The following is a 19,149-nucleotide window of genomic DNA, read 5'->3' as shown; positions in this document are numbered from 1 at the left end:
CGGTTCCTTACGGTTGTGTGAAATGGACGGTTACCGGCATCCCCTGACGCAAGGCGTCATCGGCATCGTTGACGATGATCCGCAAGCGGTAGACCAGATCGGTACGCAGATCCGGCGTTTCTACGCTTTTGGGGGTGAACTCCGCGGTGGGGGAAACAAAGCCGATCTTGCCGTGATAAGGCTTGCCAGGGCGGCTGTCGGTCTCGATCAAGACTTCGGTACCTGGCGTAGCGCTACCCAAACTGGTTTCATTGATGTAGGCACGAACCCATACCGGCCGGGTCAACGATAGGGTAAACACTGTGCTGCCAGCGCTGAGCATGGTGCCTGGCTCCACGGCTCGCGTCATTACCGTACCAACGGACGGAGAGAGCAGGGTGGTGTCATGTAGATCCAACTGGGCTTGCGCCAGTGCCGCCTCGGCTAGTGCCAGATTGGCGTTGGCCTCTTCGATTTCCTGCGGGCGGTTACCGGTCAGGTATTGCGACAGTTTGTCTTTCGACGCCTGCAAATTTGCCTGCGCCTGATTACGTGCGGTGCGGGCATCTTCCAGGGCGTCGGCTGAGGTGGCCTTTTTCGCCCATAACCCCTGCTGGCGTTGGAAGAAGCTGTCGGCATAACTGAAGGCCGACTGGCGCTGCGCAACTTCGGATCGCACCTGGGCAATCTCCTCGTTGCGGTAGCCTGCCTGCAATAAATCCAGCTTGGCTTTGGCGCTGGCAACGTTGGCCTGTGCCTGTAGCAACGCGTTCTGGTAAGGCGCATCGTCCAGTTTGCCCAGCAACTGCCCCTGTTGCACGCTGTCCCCTTCGTCTACCGCCAGCGAGGCCAACCGGCCATTAACGCGGAAGCCCAGGTTTACCGTGCGGATATCCACATTGCCATACAGCGTCAAAGGCTTGTCCTGCTGGCGTTGGTAAGACCAGAAACCATAGGTCGCAGCGGCGATCAGCACGATCGCTACACCCACAATGGCAACTCTTTTCTTGTTCATAATATTCCTTGACTGCAAGACGGAAAGTTAGACGGCATAACGCTGGCGTAGCCCGTTAACCAGAATGTCGATATGTTCGGCCAGCACCTCGCTAATCTGCTCGGCTTCATCTGCCGCGATCTGATGCCAGCCTGCCTGGCGTAGCAGGGTTTCCCGGCCAACGCGGAATGCCAGCACCTCACCGATCAGCGCATGGGTATGCAAGATGATTTTGGTGGAGTGCGCATCGATGCCGGTATAGCCCGCCAACAGGCGACACAGTAAGTGATGCAGCGGGGCTATCACCTGCTGGTGGATCAGCGGGTAGGCATCGGTTGGCGAAAGCTGTTCGCGAGACATGATCTTGCTCAGGTTGAGCGTATGGGGCTCGGTCATCAGTTGGCTGAAGGCCAGCAACCCGCTTTTGAGATGGTACAGGTAGTGTTCCGGCTGGCGTTGCTCTGCCGGCAGTTGATAGAAACGTTCGATTTCTTCGCTCAGTGGGCGGAAGCTTTGTTGGATAAAGTCGGCAATCCACTGGGCTACCGCCAGATATAACCCCTCTTTCGAGTTGAAATAATAGGTGATGGCAGCAATGTTTTGCCCCGCGCGCTGGGCGATTTGCCGCGTGGTGGCACCCGAAAGGCCATATTCGCCGAACACTTCGATCGCGGCGGTGAGCAGTTGTTGGCGCGCTTGCTCACCCCGTTTGAGAGGGCTTAGCGGCGGGTTTTCTGCAGAGGACATAGGTTGACCCAAAAAGTTAATCAATCATATGATTAACTTTAGGCCGGGCGGGCTAAAATGTAAACTACAGGCCAGAACATTTTGCTTTTCCGTGAGCTTGCTCGGCGAAAAGTGCTGTGAACACGTAAAATTGCCTTTTCTTGTTCGATTTCTGCTACACTCTCGCGCTTGGTGCACTGCAGTTTGTGCCAATCCCTCGAGGTCATGCCGAGGATGTGCCGCAAAAAAGTGCGAGTACCTCCTTATGCCCCGTCTGATAATCCTCCCGGAAACTGCACCGAACATTTGTTTAGGTTAGGGGGGATCTGGAGTTTTTCTCTACTATGTCATTTGAAACCCTCGGCTTAAGTGCTGAAATTCTGCGCGCTGTTGAAGAACAGGGCTATCGCGAACCTACGCCAATTCAACGCCAGGCAATCCCGGTGGTATTGGCAGGCCGCGACCTGATGGCCAGCGCCCAGACCGGCACCGGTAAAACAGCTGGTTTTACCTTGCCGCTATTACAGCTGCTGAGCAAACACGATCACCCAATCAAAGGCCGCCGCCCGGTGCGCGCGTTGATCCTGACGCCAACCCGTGAACTGGCTGCACAGATCGGTGAAAACGTTGAGGCTTACAGCAAACACCTGCGCCTGCGTTCGCTGGTGGTGTTTGGTGGTGTGAGCATCAACCCGCAGATGATGAAGCTGCGCGGCGGCGTCGATATCCTGGTGGCAACGCCGGGCCGTCTGCTGGATCTGGAACATCAGAACGCGGTTGATCTGTCCAAAATTGAAATTCTGGTGCTGGACGAAGCCGACCGCATGCTGGATATGGGCTTTATCCATGATATCCGCCGCGTGTTGTCCAAGCTGCCTGCCAAGCGTCAGAACCTCCTGTTCTCCGCGACCTTCTCCGATGAGATCAAAGGGCTGGCCAGTAAACTGCTGACCAACCCGGCCTCGGTAGAAGTGGCTCGCCGCAACACCGCTTCCGAGCAGATTGAACAGAGCGTTCACTTTGTCGATAAGAAGCGCAAGCGTGAACTGCTTTCCCAGATGATCGGCGAAGGTGACTGGAAGCAGGTGCTGGTATTTAACCGTACCAAGCACGGTGCCAACCATTTGGCCGAACAGCTGAATAAAGATGGCATCACCGCTGCGGCTATCCACGGCAACAAAAGCCAGGGCGCACGTACCCGCGCATTGGCAGACTTTAAAGACGGCAAAATCCGTGTGCTGGTAGCTACTGATATCGCTGCACGTGGCCTGGATATCGATCAGTTGCCACACGTAGTGAACTACGAACTGCCAAACGTACCGGAAGATTACGTCCACCGCATTGGCCGTACCGGCCGTGCCGAACGTACCGGCGAGGCGATCTCGTTGGTCTGTGTGGATGAACACAAACTGCTGCGTGATATTGAGCGCCTGCTTAAGCGTGAGATTCCACGCATTGCCCTGCCAGGCTATGAGCCGGACCCAAGCATCAAAGCCGAACCGATCATCAATGGTCGTCAGGCTGGTGGTGGCCGTGGTGCTCCACGTGGCAACGGCGGCGGCGCTCCGCGTACCGGTAACGGTGGCGGCCAGCGTAGTGGCAATGGTGGCGGTCAGCGTGAAAATCGCGGCGGCGGTAGTGCTCGCCCACAGGGTGAAGGCAAACCACGTTCAGGTGCTCCATCGCGCCGTCCGCATAGCCGTAAACCGTCTGAGTGATCCTCGATTGATGATCTATACTGAACCGCCATTTATTGGCGGTTTTTTTTCGCCTGTTTCAGGAGATCCAGATGAAATTGAAGTGTGCAATTCTTGATGATTACCAAGGTGTAGCGCTGAAGATGGCGGATTGGTCCGTCCTTGGCGAGCAGGTTGAGGTCTTCTCCCTGCGTGATCATATTGACGATGAAGACCAACTGGTGAGCCGCATCAAAGACTGCGAGATCGTGGTGATTATGCGAGAGCGCACGCCGTTCACCGCCGCATTGCTTGCTCGTTTGCCGAAACTGCAACTGCTGATCACCTCAGGCATGCGTAACGCTTCAATCGACTTGCCAGCGGCAACCCGGCAAGGCGTCATCGTTTGCGGCACAGCCAGCGGTTCCGAAGCGCCAATGGAACTGACCTGGGCGCTCATCCTCGGTTTGGCCAAGCATCTGGTGGCTGAAAGCAGCGGATTACGTGCAAACGGGCCTTGGCAGCAACATGTTGGTATCACCTTGCATGGCAAAACGTTAGGCCTACTGGGGTTGGGCAAGATCGGCGGCCAGATGGCGAAGGTGGCTCAGGCATTTGGCATGAACGTCGTGGCCTGGAGCCAAAATCTGACGGCTGAAAGGGCACAGGAATTCGGTGTGCAACTTGCCGAGTCAAAACAGGCGCTGTTGGCAGCGAGTGACGTTGTTTCGGTGCATCTGGTGTTAAGCGATCGCAGCCGTGGGCTGATCGACCGCCAGGCGTTGGCGCAGATGAAAAACAGCGCCTTCCTGATTAACACCTCGCGTGCAGCGATTGTCGATCAGCAAGCTTTGGTTGAAGCGCTGCAAACCGGGCAGATCGCCGGTGCTGGGCTGGACGTGTTTGAAGTAGAGCCACTGCCCGCCGATCACCCATTGCGCCGCTTGCCCAACGTGCTGGCTACGCCGCATGTGGGTTACGTCGCGGATGATAACTACCGCACCTATTTCCGGGAAGCGATTGCCGATATCCAGGCGTTTATTGCCGGTGAGCCGGTGCGTAAGCTAGGGTAATTTTATCGGCGGGAGGCTTGTTGGCACCGCCTTTCGCCCGTATCATTGCGCCCTCTTTGATTGCAGGGGTAGGCATGCGCGTATTATTGGCTCCAATGGAGGGGGTACTCGACTCTCTGGTGCGGGAATTGCTCACCGAGGTGAACGATTACGATCTCTGCATCACCGAATTCCTGCGGGTCGTCGATCAACGGCTGCCGGCCAAATCCTTCTACCGGCTGTGCCCGGAACTGCACCATGCCAGCAAAACGCCATCTGGCACCCAGGTGCGGGTGCAACTGCTTGGCCAGTATCCCGAATGGCTGGCGGAAAACGCCGCTCAGGCGGTCGAACTGGGTTCTTACGGCGTCGATCTGAACTGCGGCTGCCCGTCCAAACATGTCAACGGCAGCGGCGGCGGGGCTACCTTGCTCAAAGATCCCGAACTGATTTATCAGGGTGCCAAAGCGATGCGCGCCGCGGTGCCAGCGCATCTGCCAGTGACGGTAAAAGTGCGCTTGGGTTGGGATTCAGATTCCCGCAGCTTTGAAATTGCCGATGCGGTGCAGCAAGCGGGCGCGACCGAAATCACCATCCATGGCCGTACCAAAGAGGACGGTTATAAAGCCGATCGCATCAACTGGCAGGCGATCGGTGAGATCCGCCAACGTTTGAGCATCCCGGTGATCGCCAACGGGGAAATTTGGGACTATCAAAGTGCGCAGGCGTGTATGCAGGCCACCGGCTGTGACGCGGTAATGCTGGGGCGTGGCGCGTTGAACATTCCCAACCTGAGCCGGGTGGTGAAATATAACGAACCGCGTATGCCTTGGCCGCAGGTGGTGCAGCTATTGCAAAAGTACGTGCATCTGGAAAAGCAGGGCGATACCGGTTTATACCACGTCGCCCGCATCAAACAGTGGCTCAGTTACCTGCGCAAAGAGTATCAGGAAGCCACGGAACTGTTTACCGAGATCCGCACGTTAAACAATTCCAAGGATATTGCGCGGGTGATTTGCCGCTAACCCCTTAGTTCAATGGAAAAATAGTGGCGCAGCGCCTCCAATCGTTCTTCCTCCGAATGCAGCGTAGACTCCTTACGGTGATGGTCCTGGGTCACGATCAGCTTTAACTCGCTGAGGGTGATGCGCCCATCCTCTGTGGGGCGGGAGCACACCAGCTTTTGGGTAAAGTGCGACAGTGGCGAAGTGCTGTGATAGTGGCACATGTGGTTAAATTCTTCCGGCTGCCGGGGTTGTAGGGTAAAGCGATACAGCGTCTTGGCGTGGGAGGTCCGATCGCCGTTGCGGCGCTCCAGATGATACCACTCGCCATCTTGCTCAAGATGAAAGGTGCCGCTGGCCTGTGGTTGTTGCTCGGTGGTAGTGATTTTCAGCGGGGCGAGGAAAGAATCACCAAACCCTACATCGACCAGATACGGCTGATCCAGGGTCACCATCAGCGCCATATGGTCAAACGGCGGGCCAAAAGAGCCGTCTCTGGCGTGGACTTCCCCGGATATAAACGCCACCTTAAAGCCGATCTGCTGCAACAGCAGGGCAAATATCCGGTTCAATTCATAACAAAACCCCCCGCGATTATGCTCGACGATTTTGCTGAACAGCCCGCCCTCGCTAAGATCGATCCTCTGATGATAGATAATGCTTAAATTCTCGAAGGGCACCGCCAGCATATGGCAGCGATGCAGCTGTTGCAGCGTTTGCAGATCGGCCTGTGGCGTGCCTGTGAAGCCGATGTGTTGCAGATAGCGTGGTATGTCCACCAGAATTCTCGCTATACGGGAAATTTTGCATAAATTAGCGGGAATTGTGGCCGTCGGGGAAGCAATATGTGCGGTGCTGAAAATCGCTGGCGTAAAGCCGCTTGTGCAAATGCATTACACTCGTCTTCCTGACGGGTCGTGGCCACCGAGCTTGCAAGCATGTGAAAGCCGTCTGTAATTAACCAGAAAGGCAAATGCGTATCGATTTCAGTCCGTTTAAAATTAGCGATTTAGCCAATAAACGTATGTTGTTAAAAACAGTATTGACATAGTTTGAAAAAGTCGTAAATTAGTATCCAGCAGCAGGAAATTGATAGTTAGCTGCTTAGCTAAATAACAGATTGAAAGGTTATCTTTAATAAGTTGTTTAGCGATATTGCGATAAAGGCCACGAAGTTCTGTTGTATGGGGAAGTCGTCGTTGAGGAGCCAGTTTGGACTCAAGGACAATGCTTTAAGGCCACGTAGTCAGTACCGACGATCGCAGGGTGTGTACCATACGCGATGATGTAAGGCTCTGTTTCTCAAGTGTTAATGTTGCAACTTGTTAATTTTATCCTGTAAGTTTGTTGCAATGAAAGTAAAGCCATGCGTCAATAGTTTATATCGCGAGGGGGAATGTACCAGTTTAGCTTGCTTTACCTTGGCTAATTATTATGAGGTAGGTGAGTCAGAATTTGTAAATCAGTCAGTATAGGGGAGGATGTAGTTAGCTTTTTAATACCCAATATTATCTGTGATAAACAAGTACATTTTAAGCAGTATCGAAAGTAGTACCCAGTTAGTAAGTTGATTAATGTTGAATTTTAAATATGCAGTAACCTAAAAGCCCTGGCAAATATTGTCAGGGCTTTTTCGTTTTATCCTTTTGCCATTGGGGTGATGCTTCAGCATTTTTGGAGGATAGCCACTGCCAGAAACTGTCATGCCGAAGCCTTAGCCTGAACGCCTAACTCAAAGCGATCGGGAGGCGTTATGCAAGATTTTACGGGTAAAGTGGCATTGGTGACCGGTGCTTCCACCGGTATTGGTGAAGCTATTGCTCAAGAGTTGATCGAACGAGGGGCGAAGGTAGCGATCACCGCCAGAAATCGCGCAAGGCTGGCAGCAACGGCGCAACGTATCGATCCGACAGGCAAATCGGTATTTCCGTTGGTTATGGATGCTCGCGATCCTGAATCGGTGCGCAGTGCGGTAGCGCAGACGCTGGCCCTTGGCGGGCAATTGCATCTGCTGGTCAACAATGCCGGTATTACCGGGCCACACGATGTACCGCTGAATGAATATTCCATTGATGATTGGCACGCGGTGATTGAAACCGATCTCAGCGGCACTTTCTATGGGATGAAGTACGGGTTGCCCGCTATTGTGGCAGCAGGCGGGGGCGCGGTAGTGAACCTCTCTTCCGCCAATGGCATAGTCGGCATTGCCGGTATTGCGCCTTATACCGCGGCCAAGCACGGCATTATCGGTTTGACGAGGGCCGCAGCTCTGGAGTTTGCCAATCAAGGGATACGCATCAACGCTGTCGGGCCTGGCTATGTCGATACGCCTTCGATGGCCAGATTACCCACCCAGATGCGGGAGAAAATGGCTACCTCTCATCCGATGGGGCGTATGGCTACGCGTGAAGAAGTAGCGAAAACGGTGGTTTTTTTGCTTTCTACAGACAGCAGTTTCACCACCGGGGCCTTTTACAGCATTGATGGGGGGTATACGGCACAGTAATCAGCTACTGGGCGCTGCATGCTGCGCCCTCTGGCCCGAGGCGGCTGGACCAGAAATCGTCAGCAGAGCTCATTCTGACTTGCTATGGGTGAACTATAATTTTCATCAAGTTAGGTTGGTAATTAATTGATGAGTGATCTTGCTGCCGATGACTAAATCTCTGTTCTCCCGTTTTATGGCACTGTGGCTGCTGGCCATAGCCACTCCGAGCGTTGCTGCACCGCTGCCTGCGGTGACCGTGGCGCTGATTGAACAAAGCCAACCCGAACGCGCATTGCACTATCTTGGCCGCATCGAGGCGATACAAACCGTGGAGGTGAAAACCCGTACCGAAGGGTTTATCGCCAAACGGCCGTTTACCGAAGGGCAGATGGTCAAGGCAGGGGATTTACTGTACGAGATTGAGCCGTCCTTGCACCATTCTGCCGTGGCACAGGCTCAGGCGCAGCTGGATAGCGCCACTGCAGCGGCAAATCTGGCGCAGGTAAACCTGACGCGTCTGCAACAGCTAGGTAATAACCGTGCGGTCAGCAGAGCGGATATTGACGCTGCGGCAGCCGAACGGGATACCACCCGGGCAGCAGTGGCCCAAGCTCGGGCAGCGCTAAATACGCAGCAGCTACAGCTCAGCTATACCCGTATTTATGCGCCGATTGCTGGGCGCATCGGCCACAGTCGCTTTCATGTGGGTAGCCTGGTCAACGCGGCAAGTGGTGCACTGGTCAACATTATTCAGCTCGATCCGATCCGCGTGGCGATCTCTATCAATGAGCGGGACTATATTACCGCCGCCTATCAGCGTCAGCGTGGGGAGGGGAAGCTCGCCGAAGGGCAGTTTTCCGCCCGTCTTGAACTGGCCAACGGCAAGTCCTACCCAGAGCTGGGCAGTTTTGAATCGGTAGATAACCAGATTGATGCCCATACTGGTACCGTTACGTTGCGCACCCGTTTTGCCAATCCAAATCATCTGCTGCTGCCCGGGGGCGTGGTGAACGTGATCCTGACCGCCGAGCAACCGCAGACGGTCACGCTGGTGCCCATTGCTGCGCTTCAGCAAAACCAGCAGGGCCACTTTGTGCTGGTGGTCACGCCTGAGAATATTGTGGAAGTTCGGCCGGTGACGCTGGGTGAACAACATCAACAATATTATCAGGTGAACGCCGGGCTCAGCCCAGGTGAAAGGGTGATTATCGCCGGTGTACAGCACGTCAGGCCCGGTATGCAGGTGAACGCCATTCTCTCCAGCGCCAACGCGCAACCATAAGGGGACGTTGATGCTGCATTTCTTTATCCGGCGGCCAAAATTCGCCATCGTGATTGCTCTGGTGATCACTCTGGTGGGGATCGTTTCCCTCAAGGTGATCCCGGTGGAACAGTACCCCGATATCACACCACCGGTGGTTTCCGTCAGCGCGCTCTACCCTGGAGCCAGCGCCCGCGACGTGGCTCAGGCGGTGGCATCGCCCATCGAGGCTCAGGTCAACGGCGTCAGCAACATGCTGTACATGGAATCGACCAGCGCCAACAACGGCGGTTATCAACTGAGCATTACCTTTGCCAGCGGCACCGATCCGGATATGGCCGCCGTGGAGGTGCAAAACCGTATTTCACAGGTTAGCGCGCAGCTACCGGCGGAGGTGAATAACAACGGGGTTTCGGTGCGCAAGCGGGCCTCGAATCTGCTGTTGGGCGTAAGCGTGTTCTCTCCCAAGGGCAGCCGTGACACGCTGTTTCTGAGCAATTACACCAGTATCCAACTGCGTGATGCCTTGGCCCGCATCAGCGGTGTGGGGGATGTGCAGGTGTTTGGTGCCCGCGATTACAGCATGCGTGTCTGGCTCGATCCGCAGCGTATGGAGTCGCTCAATATCAGCGTGCAGGACATCGTGCAGGCGTTGCAGCAGCAGAACGTGCAGGCCGCAGCAGGCCAGATCGGTTCCGCGCCTTCGCCCTCCCGGCAGCAGCAAACCTTGACCATCAGCGGGCAGGGGCGTTTAACCGATCCGCAGGAGTTCGCCAGAGTGATTATCCGTAGCGGTGCCAATGGGGGCACGGTGCGGGTGGGCGACGTGGCGCGGGTCGAGTTGGGAGCGCAAAACTACCAGGTCAATGCTTCGATGAACCAACAGGAATCGGCATTTTTGGTGGTTTACCCCACGCCGGGAGCTAACGCGCTGAATGTTGCCAATGCGGTACGCCAGGAGATGGCACGCCTGTCGCAATCCTTCCCCAGCGATATGAGCTATGACATCAAATATGACTCCACCCGCCCGGTAACGGCAACGCTGCATGAAATTGCCCTCTCGCTGGCGTTAACCTTGGCGGTGGTGTTGCTGGTGGTTTATCTGTTCTTACAGAGCCTGCGGGCCACCTTTATTGTGGCGCTGACCATTCCAGTATCGCTGCTCGGTACCTTCGCCGTGCTGTACGCTTTCGGCTACTCCGCCAACACCTTGAGCCTGTTCGCCATTATCCTGGCGCTGACCATTGTGGTGGACGACGCCATCGTGGTGGTGGAAAACGTAGAGCGTCTGCTGGCTCAAGATCCCTCTCTTAGCCCGCCAGAAGCGACCCGCAAGGCGATTAGCCAGATTGCCGGGCCGATCGTCGCCACGACGTTAGTGCTGATGGCGGTGTTTGTGCCGATTGCGGTGCTGCCGGGCATTACCGGTGAGCTGTATCGTCAGTTTGCCGTGACCCTATCGGCGGCGGTGATCCTGTCGAGCATCAACGCGCTGACGCTGTCCCCGGCGCTTTGTGCCACGCTGATCCGGCGGCGTGAGCTGGCGCAAACCGGTTTTTTTGGTGGTTTCAACCGGGGTATGGACCGGATGCGTGATGGTTATGTTCGCTTGACCGCATTGGCTAGCAAGCGGGCACTAACCACGGTGATTGCGCTATTCGTCGTTGGCTTGGCCACCTGGTATGGCTACAGCCGTCTGCCAACCTCTTTCCTGCCGGAGGAGGATCAGGGCTACTTCTTCGTCAACGTACAGCTGCCGGATGGGGCTTCCCTTGAACGTACCCAGGCGGTGATGGATCAGATGCATCAGCAGGTGATACAAAACCCGGCGGTGGAAGATGTGATCAAAATTACCGGCTTCAGCCTACTGAGCGGGGGGAATTCACCCAATGCGGGGTTCGCCATCGTGATGCTCAAACCCTGGGGCCAACGCGAGCATGTTGACCGGGTGTTAGCCGATCTTCAGGGCAGGCTGGCGGCGATCCCCTCGGCGATGATCATGGTGGTTAATCCACCGGCCATCGCCGGGCTAGGCAACGCCGCCGGTTTTGATTTACGCCTGCTGGCGCTGGAGGGGCAAACGCCGCAGCAGATGGCTCAGGTGGCCCAGGGGATTATTTTCGCGGCTAACCAGCGGCCAGAGCTGAGCCGGGTATTTACTACTTTCAGCGCCGTGGTGCCGGATATCGACCTGGCGGTCGATCGTGAACGGGCCGCGCTGTTGCAGGTGCCGGTCAGCCGGATCTTCAATACGCTGCAAGTTTCGCTTGGCGGTCTGAACGTGGGGGATTTTTCGGTTAATAACCGCATGTTCCGGGTGCAGTTGCAAAACGATATGGATTTCCGGCAACGCACCGAACAAATTAATCGCCTGAACGTGCGCAGCGACACCGGTGCTTTGGTGAGCCTTGCCAATCTGGTGCGGCTTACGCCTTCTATCGGCGCGCCTTTTATCAGCCAGTTCAACCAGTTTCCGGCGGTATCAGTGAACGGTTCTGCTGCCGAGGGGGTTAGCTCTGGGCAGGCGATGAAAACCATGGAGTCTTTATTGGCCGAGCAGTTGCCAAAGGGGTACGGCTACAGTTGGAGCGGCCTGTCCTGGCAGGAACAACAAACCGGTGACCAAGCCTTGCTGATCTATCTGGCGGCGCTGGTGTTCGCCTATCTGTTCCTGGTGGCTCAGTATGAAAGCTGGAGCGTCCCGCTGGTGGTGATGCTATCGGTGATATTCGCGGTGGCGGGGGCGGTCGCGGGGTTACGCATGATGGGGTTCGCCAACGACGTTTACGCCCAAATCGGGCTGGTCCTGTTGATCGGCCTGGCGGCCAAGAATGCCATCCTGATCGTTGAGTTCTCCAAGGCGCGGCGTGAAGAGGGGGCCAGCATTCGCGAAGCCGCGCAGGACGGTGCCCGGCAACGTTTCCGGGCGGTGATGATGACGGCCATTTCGTTTATTCTCGGGGTGATGCCGCTGGTGTTTGCCACCGGAGCCGGGGCGATGAGCCGCCAAATCATCGGTATTACCGTGTTTGGCGGGATGTTACTGGCAACGCTGGTCGGGATCTTCTTTATTCCTGCGCTGTACCTGCATATTCAACGGCTGCGCGAATGGATGAAATCACGCTTTGCCTAAATAACGATGCTACTGGTAGGTCTGTGACGTGTCGTCGTCAGGTTTACCCAGCGAAAGTGCTGGGTAAACCCGATAAGTTAACCCTTATTGGCCGATCTGTTGCTCGTGAGCCTGTTGTTCCAGCTTCACCTGTGCGGCACGCTTGCGCAGGCCAAACCAGCCAAGTAGCAGTAGCACGGCCAGCACTGGGATGGTGGCAATAGTCCAGGTGCCGTTCGGATAATCAAAGGCCATCATGATCACCACCGCTAACAGGAACAACAGCGTCAGCCACGAGGTGACCGGTGCTCCTGGCATTTTAAACGCCACCGGTTTGGCTCTCCCTGCCTTGATCGCCTTACGCAGTTGCATCTGACAAACGATAATAAATGCCCAAGAGCAGATGATGCCCAGTGAAGCGATGTTCAGCACGATCTCGAACACCTGCGATGGCACCAGATAATTCAGCACCACGCCAATCACATAGATACCGCAGGTCACCAGAATACCGGCATAAGGGACCTGCTGGCTGCTCATTTTAGCCATCAGCTTCGGTGCTGACCCCCCCATAGAAAGTGAGCGCAGGATACGGCCTGTTGAGTACAGACCAGAGTTGAGGCTGGAAAGGGCGGCGGTCAGCACCACGATATTCATGATGGTACCGATGTAGGGTACGCCAAGCTTGGAAAAGAAGGTGACAAACGGGCTTTGCCCAGCCTGATAGGCATTCCAGGGTAACAGCAGAACCAGCAGTACCACCGAGCCGACATAGAACAAACCGATACGCCAGATCACGCTGTTGATCGCTTTTGGCATCATTTTTTCCGGATCTTTACACTCGCCAGCGGCGGTGCCTATCAGCTCGATACCGGCAAAGGCGAAGATCACCCCTTGTACCAATACCAAAGCAGGCAACAGACCGTGTGGGAACATGCCGCCGTTATCGGTGATCAGGTGGATACCGGTTGTATTACCCGCTACCGGTGTGCCGACGCCAAGGAAGATGACCCCCACGACCAGGAACAGAGAGATGGCGGCGACCTTGATCAGCGCAAACCAGAACTCCATTTCGGCGAACCATTTCACGCCGATCATATTCATGGTAGCCACAATCCCAAGCGCACCCAAGGCAAACAGCCACTGGGGAACCTCGGCGAAGGTACCCCAATAATGCATATACAGCGCTACGGCGGTGATATCGACAATGCCGGTCATTGCCCAATTAAGAAAGTACATCCATCCTGCAACGTAGGAGGCTTTTTCACCGAGAAATTCGCGCGCATAGGAAACGAAACTGCCGCTGGATGGGCGGTGTAATACCAGTTCGCCCAAGGCGCGTAGGATGAAAAAAGAAAACACGCCACACACCAGATACACCAGCGCCAGTGCCGGACCAGCCATCTGAAGACGTGCGCCGGTGCCAAGGAATAGGCCAGTGCCGATTGAGCCACCAATGGCGATCATCTGTATCTGCCGTTTACCCATGCTTTTGTGATAACCGGACTCATGTGAGTCCAACCAACGTTTTCTCGCCGCCTGCTTGTCATGTGCAGTCGTTTTGTCTGAGTGCATTATTCGTCCTGTTTCCTGTCTGTTTGCATCATGGGAATGAGGTCATAGCAACATTCCGCAGTTTATGGTTGATACCAGCGCCGTTAAATAACGGCGAAGCATGCTACCCGTTCTGTGTAATCGAGGCAAAAAAACTGCGGTTCCATTGGCGATTTACCCAGTCTGCTTTTTGCTCAGATGAAACAACATCATTTAGTTGGATAGGCTTGACATAGTTGGATGGGGGACGAAGGGAGAGTTATTAGCTATTGAATTATAAGTGGTTTTTATCTGATGAACTGCGTGGTAGTAATCAGAACAATATGATCTCCCCCTGCCCAACGAATATTTTATCCAGGTAGAAGGAGAGGGTTTCACTCAGGCCGATTCGGCGGCAGGCAGGGCGGAGGTCGGCAGCCCGAATATTTTGTCGAAGGCCCAGTTAAACACAAAGGTATAGCAGGGAATAATCACGATCAGCGCCATATCCAGCAGCAAGGCCTGTACCAGGGAAATCTCCATCCACCAGGCGATCAACGGGATCAGATAAACCACCAGCGTCAGTTGGAAGCCCACTGCGTGCAGAATGCGGCGTTTTAGCGTGCGGGTGCGTGAAGCCTGGCGGCTTTCCCAGAATTCGTACAAGTAGTTGTAAATCAGGTTCCAACTTACGGCAATGGTGGTGATGATCACCGCCAAAGGCCCGGTGCTGCTGGGGGCTGAGCCGGACAGTAGTGCCAAACCAAGGGCCGAAATGACCATACCGATAACTTCATAAGCGGTCACATAGACCAGTTTGCGTTTCACGCCTTGCATGCTTTTCTCCTGCTTTATTTTTCGTGCCTGATGACGTCCGGCAACCCGATGCGTAAGATAACGTCAATGCTATTGATAGAAAAAGTCAGGAGCTATCAGTTTTACTGATAGATGAGGCGATGAATTTTTCCAGTGACAATATCGAACTGTTTTTGGCCGTGTTGGATCGCGGCTCATTCTCGGCGGCAGCCAGAGCATTGCGACGCGTGCCTTCGGCGGTCAGTATGGGGGTCGCCAATATGGAAGCAGAGCTGGGCTTTCAGTTGTTTGACCGCTCGCATCGCGAACCGGTGCCCACCGCGCTGGCATTGGCATTGGCTCCCCACGCGCGCTTGATCGCCGAACAGCTCAAGCAGCTGCAGAACCACGCCATTGAGCTTTCTCAGGGGCTGGAAAGCAGGCTGTCGATCGGTGTGGCATCTGATATCAACAGCAGCGGTCTATTGGCGGCGGTGAAAGCGCTGGCGGAACGCTACCCGTTGTTGGATATCGAGGTATTGACCGCCCCGCAGGATGATGTTTTGCATATGCTTCATCAACAGCGGGTCAGCCTGTGCCTGGCATTCGGCGGGCTGGACGTTAACAGCCAGGAACATTTTCACTATGTGGGTAGCGAGTCGTTGGTGGCAACCATTGCGGCGCAGCATTCAGCCCTGGGTGCTGGCGGTGCCGAGTTGTTTCTGGAGGAACTGGTCAATGTGCGGCAGATCATGGTGGCCAGCCGGGATTTGCCTATGGCCGATAAACGCCCACAGGTAGCGGAATCCTTCTGGCGTACTGACAGTTTGCCGATGGCGCTAAGCATGGTGGAAGCCGGGCTGGGGTGGGGCAACTTTCCGCTGTCGTTAACTGCGCCATTGCTGGAACAGGGCCGGTTGATCCGCCTGAAATTTAAAAATACCAAAAACGAACTGCGCCTGCCGGTGCACCTGATTTGGCTGAAGCACCAGCCGCAACAGAAGGCGGCCAGGGAGTTGGTGGCGTTGATGACTGGCCCCTCACCCTAACCCTCTCCCACAGGGAGAGGGTTAGGGTGAGGGGACATTGTTGCGCACCCGCCGAAGTTTTACTCACGTATCCTTACGTTTCTATTGCTTTTATTTTGGCCAGCGCGTTAATTTGATTAACGGAACCAGGCAAGGGAAAAGAGCATGATCAACGAAACGCTATTATCGGTACTCAGCATTACCGGGGCTATTACGCTTGGCGCGATGAGCCCAGGGCAAAGCTTTATTCTGGTAGCGCGAACGGCGGTGGCTTCGTCACGGCGCGATGGGATGGCGGTAGCATTGGGGATGGGGATCGGCTGTTTTATCTTCGCGCTCATTGCCTTGTTGGGGCTGCAATCGCTGCTGCTTGCGCTGCCTTGGCTGTATACCACGCTGAAAATGCTGGGGGGTGCCTATCTGATCTATCTGGCGTTCAAAATGCTGCGCGGAGCTAATCAGCCGTTGATGATCGAAGCGGTTGGCGGCCAGCAGCTAGGCTTTCGCCGGGCGTTCACCACCGGCCTGCTAACCCAGTTGGGTAACCCGAACACCGCTATCGTATTCGGCAGCGTGTTTGCGGCGTTGCTTAGCCATAAGATCCCCATGGTGCTGTATATCGTGTTGCCGCTGATTGCTCTGGCCGTCGATCTGTTGTGGTATGCCTTTGTGGCGTTTGTGCTGTCATCACCGCGCCCGCGCCGCGTCTACCTGCGTTTCAAAGCCTGGTTCGATCGCCTGGGCGGCAGCGTGCTGGCCTTACTGGGCCTGAAGCTGATGCTCAACAAATAGTCTTATTGGGCGTGACGCCGCCGCCACCAGTAGCGAAGCAGCAGAATAGCGGCGATCACCACCACGCAGAACAGCAGGCTATACAGCTTTTTGTCACTACCACTGACAAAACTGCTGATGGCCTGGCCACCAAAATAGCCGAGCAGTACAAATAGCGTGGCCCACAGGATAGCCCCTAGAATATTCAGCGGGATAAAGCGCGAGGGGGGCAGCTTACTGGCACCGATCAACACCGGGCCGATAAGCCGGAATCCGTACATAAAACGTACGCCAATCACAAATAAAATCGGGTGGCTGGCAATCAGCTTTTGGGCGCGTTCAATGCGGGCTTGTTGGCTCTCGATACGGGCAAGCACTCGCCCACCAAAATGCCGCCCGGCAAAATAGAGCACCTGATCGCCCAAGGCGCCGCCAATGGCGACCACCGCAATCACCAGCGGCAGGCGCAGCAATCCGTTGTGTGCCGCAATTCCTCCCAGCAGGGTGATGGTTTCCCCTTCGAGCAGGCAGCCAATCAGCAGCGCCCAGTAGCCATATTGGGTAATGTAGTGGGCCAAATCCGTCATTGTTGTTCCTTCATTGCGATGAAATAGGATTATAACACCCTGTTTCCACAGCGGGAGGTGAATTGAAACGGCCCGCTGTTAATTATAGATTCTTGCATTCGCATAGTGTTTAATCCGCTATTAATAAACTCGTCTGCCAATGACATGGAGATATTATGCTCAAGGTGGCTCTCTGGTTGGTGCTATCTCTGTTTTCAGGGAGCGGGGTGATAATTTATGCTTTGCAACAGCAATATGAAGAGCAATCAGTTACCTATCGTATTTTATATCGTGAGGTGACGGTTAAATTATCCCAGCTTGAGACGGTGCTTTCCTTACTGTCGGTGTCCAGCGATCCCGCCATCGTCCAGCAAAAATTCCCGCAGATTGTGGCATGGAAACGTATGCCACAGGCACAGCCAATCCCGACTTTAACGCCAACGGGAGAGGGAACTTACTGGCTGGCACACCAACATTTTGCGCTGTTGATCGATCCTGCGCTGTTATTTGCGGACATTCCCCAGCGTCATGATTTCCGGCAGATCGGCCTGAGTTGGCAAAATAAGCCTTTATTTGAGCAGGGGGATCATGCTGAACCGGCGTATTGGCAATGGGACAAGGGGATCAACAACACCTTACAGCCCTTTGAATTATCCGCTCGAAACGACCCTGATTGGGCACGTATGCCTTGGTTGCTGTTATTGCTGCTGCCGGTTTTCTGGGCTGGTGTCGTCTATTTTATCGCCCAATACCGTATTCAAAAACGCCAACGCAATATTGCCGTTTTGCGTGAACACTTCTCGCAATTGACGCGGCTTAACGCCATGGGGGAAATCACGGCCAGCATGGTTCACGAACTCAACCAACCGCTGACTGCGGTGTTAAGTTATAACCAGGCCGCCCTGCGCCTGTTAGACCAACAGCAGCAGGATAAAGCTATGCCGCTGCTTGATGCGGCTGTGATACAAATCAAACGCATCAGTACGTTGCTGCTGCAATTTCGGCAAAAATTGGCGCATGAGCAGGTGATATTGCAAGAGGTCGATCTGCATAAGGTCTGGTTGCGCGTCACTATGCTGCTGGAAGATGAGATCAACAAGGGCAAGGTCAGGATCGTTAACCGGATGCCCGATGCGTTACCCCCTCTGCAAGCCGATCCTCTCTGGGTTGAACAAATCTTCCATAACATAGTGACCAACGCCATTCAGGCACAACAGCCCAATCAGCCGAAGCCAGGTTGGGTGGCAATCGATGCTGAATACTCGGATCAAGGGATCCAGCTGATGATCACCGATGGTGGGCCAGGGCTTTCTGAACCAGCATTACAACAGGTCTTTATTCCCTTCTTCACGACTCGCCAGGAGGGATTGGGGCTGGGCATGGCGCTGACAGAAACTCTGGTTCAGCGCCTGAACGGCACTATTACGGTGGAAAATATGGCCGGTCAGGGAGCGCGTTTTACCCTGTGGTTTCCGTTAAACACTCAGGAGGAGTGATGGAACAGTTTATTTATCTGATTGATGACGATCGGGCCATCCGTAGTTCGCTAACTTCACTATTGGCAACCATGGGCTGGCAAACGCTGGCTTATGAAAATGGTCTGGATTTTCAACAGCGGATGGGAGAACCGCAGGCGCTGTGCGGTTGTTTGCTGCTGGATATCCGCATGCCGGGCAAAAGCGGCATCACGCTACTGGAAGAGTGGCAACAACAGGGCCTGGAGATCCCCGTTATCATCATGACCGGCCACGGGAATATTGATTTATGCCGGCGGGCCTTCAAAAACGGGGCTTTTGAATTCTTGACCAAGCCCATTGATGCCGATCTGTTGATCGAAACTGTCGCGGGGGCATTGGAACATCAGCGAATGTTGCAACAACAGAGGCAAGCAACAGCCGAACTACAAGAGAGGCTCAATGCGCTGTCAGCACGGGAACTGGAGGTCACTGGGTTGATTATGCAAGGAAAATCCAGCAAGGAAATTGCTCAGGAGCTGGAGCTTTCGCCGCGCACGGTAGAGGCCCATCGTGCCAATTTATTTGCCAAATTGGCGATCAATTCGTCGGTGAAGTTAATGAAAGTCTATGGTGAGCTGTTTTCTCCAGCAAGAGTTAAGTAAAAATACCTAGAGCCTTAGGTATTCAACCGAATTGCGACACCGCTGCGC

16 protein-coding genes are annotated in these 19,149 nt (G+C 54.8%); 10 read left to right on the top strand and 6 right to left on the bottom strand.

The genetic code is table 11. The features are described 5' to 3' along the window. Positions 1-7: 7 nt before the first annotated feature. Positions 8-994 (bottom strand): secretion protein HlyD, encoded by a 987-nt coding sequence (gene hlyD / locus IMQ33_RS21540; protein ID WP_065686754.1) that lies wholly within the window; start codon positions 992-994, stop codon positions 8-10. A 27-nt stretch (positions 995-1,021) separates the two neighbouring features. Beyond that, positions 1,022-1,720, bottom strand: a complete 699-nt coding sequence (gene cecR / locus IMQ33_RS21535; RefSeq protein ID WP_065686755.1) for a transcriptional regulator CecR — start codon at positions 1,718-1,720, stop codon at positions 1,022-1,024. 323 nt (positions 1,721-2,043) lie between these two features. On the opposite strand from cecR, the gene rhlE reads away from it, so the two are divergent. From rhlE to dusC, 3 genes are all read left to right on the top strand, one after another. Beyond that, positions 2,044-3,417, top strand: a complete 1,374-nt coding sequence (gene rhlE / locus IMQ33_RS21530; RefSeq protein ID WP_024530562.1) for an ATP-dependent RNA helicase RhlE — start codon at positions 2,044-2,046, stop codon at positions 3,415-3,417. 71 nt (positions 3,418-3,488) lie between these two features. Beyond that, complete coding sequence (locus IMQ33_RS21525; RefSeq protein ID WP_186581165.1) at positions 3,489-4,448, top strand: D-2-hydroxyacid dehydrogenase family protein; 960 nt, start codon at positions 3,489-3,491, stop codon at positions 4,446-4,448. Between the two features lie 74 nt (positions 4,449-4,522). Beyond that, complete coding sequence (dusC, locus tag IMQ33_RS21520) at positions 4,523-5,452, top strand: tRNA dihydrouridine(16) synthase DusC (RefSeq protein ID WP_024527396.1); 930 nt, start codon at positions 4,523-4,525, stop codon at positions 5,450-5,452. Here the strand turns inward: dusC and IMQ33_RS21515 are convergent. Then, a complete protein-coding gene (locus tag IMQ33_RS21515) occupies positions 5,449-6,210 on the bottom strand; it encodes an arylamine N-acetyltransferase (protein ID WP_196062001.1) in 762 nt (253 codons plus the stop codon). The genes dusC and IMQ33_RS21515 overlap by 4 nt on opposite strands. A 974-nt stretch (positions 6,211-7,184) precedes the next feature. On the opposite strand from IMQ33_RS21515, the gene IMQ33_RS21510 reads away from it, so the two are divergent. From IMQ33_RS21510 to IMQ33_RS21500, 3 genes are all read left to right on the top strand, one after another. Further along, positions 7,185-7,937, top strand: coding sequence for an SDR family NAD(P)-dependent oxidoreductase (locus tag IMQ33_RS21510; protein WP_196062000.1), 753 nt, complete (start codon positions 7,185-7,187; stop codon positions 7,935-7,937). Positions 7,938-8,085: 148 nt separating this feature from the next. Beyond that, complete coding sequence (locus IMQ33_RS21505) at positions 8,086-9,201, top strand: efflux RND transporter periplasmic adaptor subunit (protein WP_196061999.1); 1,116 nt, start codon at positions 8,086-8,088, stop codon at positions 9,199-9,201. Between the two features lie 10 nt (positions 9,202-9,211). Beyond that, entirely contained in the window at positions 9,212-12,313 is a 3,102-nt protein-coding gene (locus IMQ33_RS21500) for an efflux RND transporter permease subunit (RefSeq protein ID WP_196061998.1), read from the top strand. A gap of 84 nt (positions 12,314-12,397) precedes the next feature. Here IMQ33_RS21500 and ansP read toward each other — a convergent pair whose 3' ends face one another. Next, a complete protein-coding gene (gene ansP, locus IMQ33_RS21495; RefSeq protein ID WP_186581168.1) occupies positions 12,398-13,864 on the bottom strand; it encodes an L-asparagine permease in 1,467 nt (488 codons plus the stop codon). Positions 13,865-14,221: 357 nt separating this feature from the next. Then, complete coding sequence (locus IMQ33_RS21490) at positions 14,222-14,659, bottom strand: PACE efflux transporter (protein WP_065686760.1); 438 nt, start codon at positions 14,657-14,659, stop codon at positions 14,222-14,224. Between the two features lie 119 nt (positions 14,660-14,778). Between IMQ33_RS21490 and IMQ33_RS21485 the strand changes: the two genes are divergently transcribed. Together IMQ33_RS21485 and IMQ33_RS21480 are read left to right on the top strand one after the other, a co-directional pair. Beyond that, on the top strand, positions 14,779-15,666 hold the full coding sequence (locus IMQ33_RS21485) for a LysR family transcriptional regulator (RefSeq protein WP_196061997.1): 888 nt from the start codon (positions 14,779-14,781) through the stop codon (positions 15,664-15,666). Between the two features lie 144 nt (positions 15,667-15,810). Next, positions 15,811-16,437: a LysE family translocator gene (locus IMQ33_RS21480; RefSeq protein WP_029710842.1), complete on the top strand. Its 627-nt coding sequence runs from the start codon at positions 15,811-15,813 to the stop codon at positions 16,435-16,437. A gap of 2 nt (positions 16,438-16,439) precedes the next feature. On the opposite strand, the gene IMQ33_RS21475 is transcribed toward IMQ33_RS21480, so the two are convergent. Then, positions 16,440-17,003 (bottom strand): DedA family protein, encoded by a 564-nt coding sequence (locus IMQ33_RS21475; protein WP_021805212.1) that lies wholly within the window; start codon positions 17,001-17,003, stop codon positions 16,440-16,442. Between the two features lie 206 nt (positions 17,004-17,209). On the opposite strand from IMQ33_RS21475, the gene IMQ33_RS21470 reads away from it, so the two are divergent. Further along, positions 17,210-18,478: a sensor histidine kinase gene (locus IMQ33_RS21470; RefSeq protein WP_259526373.1), complete on the top strand. Its 1,269-nt coding sequence runs from the start codon at positions 17,210-17,212 to the stop codon at positions 18,476-18,478. Further along, positions 18,478-19,101: a response regulator transcription factor gene (locus tag IMQ33_RS21465; RefSeq protein WP_173409628.1), complete on the top strand. Its 624-nt coding sequence runs from the start codon at positions 18,478-18,480 to the stop codon at positions 19,099-19,101. Before IMQ33_RS21470 ends, IMQ33_RS21465 begins: the two co-directional genes overlap by 1 nt. The last annotated feature ends 48 nt before the right edge of the window (positions 19,102-19,149 follow it).

It is taken from the genome of Serratia sp. Res13-Sevr-LER1-36-b (assembly GCF_015673035.1).
Lineage (GTDB): Bacteria > Pseudomonadota > Gammaproteobacteria > Enterobacterales > Enterobacteriaceae > Chania > Chania fonticola_C.
Note: the sequence above shows the minus strand (reverse complement) of the source record. Positions and strands in the feature narration are given on the sequence as shown.

Bases quoted from the DNA above. Each gene is read 5' to 3' on its own strand.
- hlyD (WP_065686754.1), bottom strand. From the start codon at position 994: ATGAACAAGAAAAGAGTTGCCATTGTGGGTGTAGCGATCGTGCTGATC.
- cecR (WP_065686755.1), bottom strand. From the start codon at position 1,720: ATGTCCTCTGCAGAAAACCCGCCGCTAAGCCCTCTCAAACGGGGTGAG.
- rhlE (WP_024530562.1), top strand. From the start codon at position 2,044: ATGTCATTTGAAACCCTCGGCTTAAGTGCTGAAATTCTGCGCGCTGTT.
- IMQ33_RS21525 (WP_186581165.1), top strand. From the start codon at position 3,489: ATGAAATTGAAGTGTGCAATTCTTGATGATTACCAAGGTGTAGCGCTG.
- dusC (WP_024527396.1), top strand. From the start codon at position 4,523: ATGCGCGTATTATTGGCTCCAATGGAGGGGGTACTCGACTCTCTGGTG.
- IMQ33_RS21510 (WP_196062000.1), top strand. From the start codon at position 7,185: ATGCAAGATTTTACGGGTAAAGTGGCATTGGTGACCGGTGCTTCCACC.
- IMQ33_RS21505 (WP_196061999.1), top strand. From the start codon at position 8,086: ATGACTAAATCTCTGTTCTCCCGTTTTATGGCACTGTGGCTGCTGGCC.
- IMQ33_RS21500 (WP_196061998.1), top strand. From the start codon at position 9,212: ATGCTGCATTTCTTTATCCGGCGGCCAAAATTCGCCATCGTGATTGCT.
- ansP (WP_186581168.1), bottom strand. From the start codon at position 13,864: ATGCACTCAGACAAAACGACTGCACATGACAAGCAGGCGGCGAGAAAA.
- IMQ33_RS21490 (WP_065686760.1), bottom strand. From the start codon at position 14,659: ATGCAAGGCGTGAAACGCAAACTGGTCTATGTGACCGCTTATGAAGTT.
- IMQ33_RS21485 (WP_196061997.1), top strand. From the start codon at position 14,779: ATGAATTTTTCCAGTGACAATATCGAACTGTTTTTGGCCGTGTTGGAT.
- IMQ33_RS21480 (WP_029710842.1), top strand. From the start codon at position 15,811: ATGATCAACGAAACGCTATTATCGGTACTCAGCATTACCGGGGCTATT.
- IMQ33_RS21475 (WP_021805212.1), bottom strand. From the start codon at position 17,003: ATGACGGATTTGGCCCACTACATTACCCAATATGGCTACTGGGCGCTG.
- IMQ33_RS21465 (WP_173409628.1), top strand. From the start codon at position 18,478: ATGGAACAGTTTATTTATCTGATTGATGACGATCGGGCCATCCGTAGT.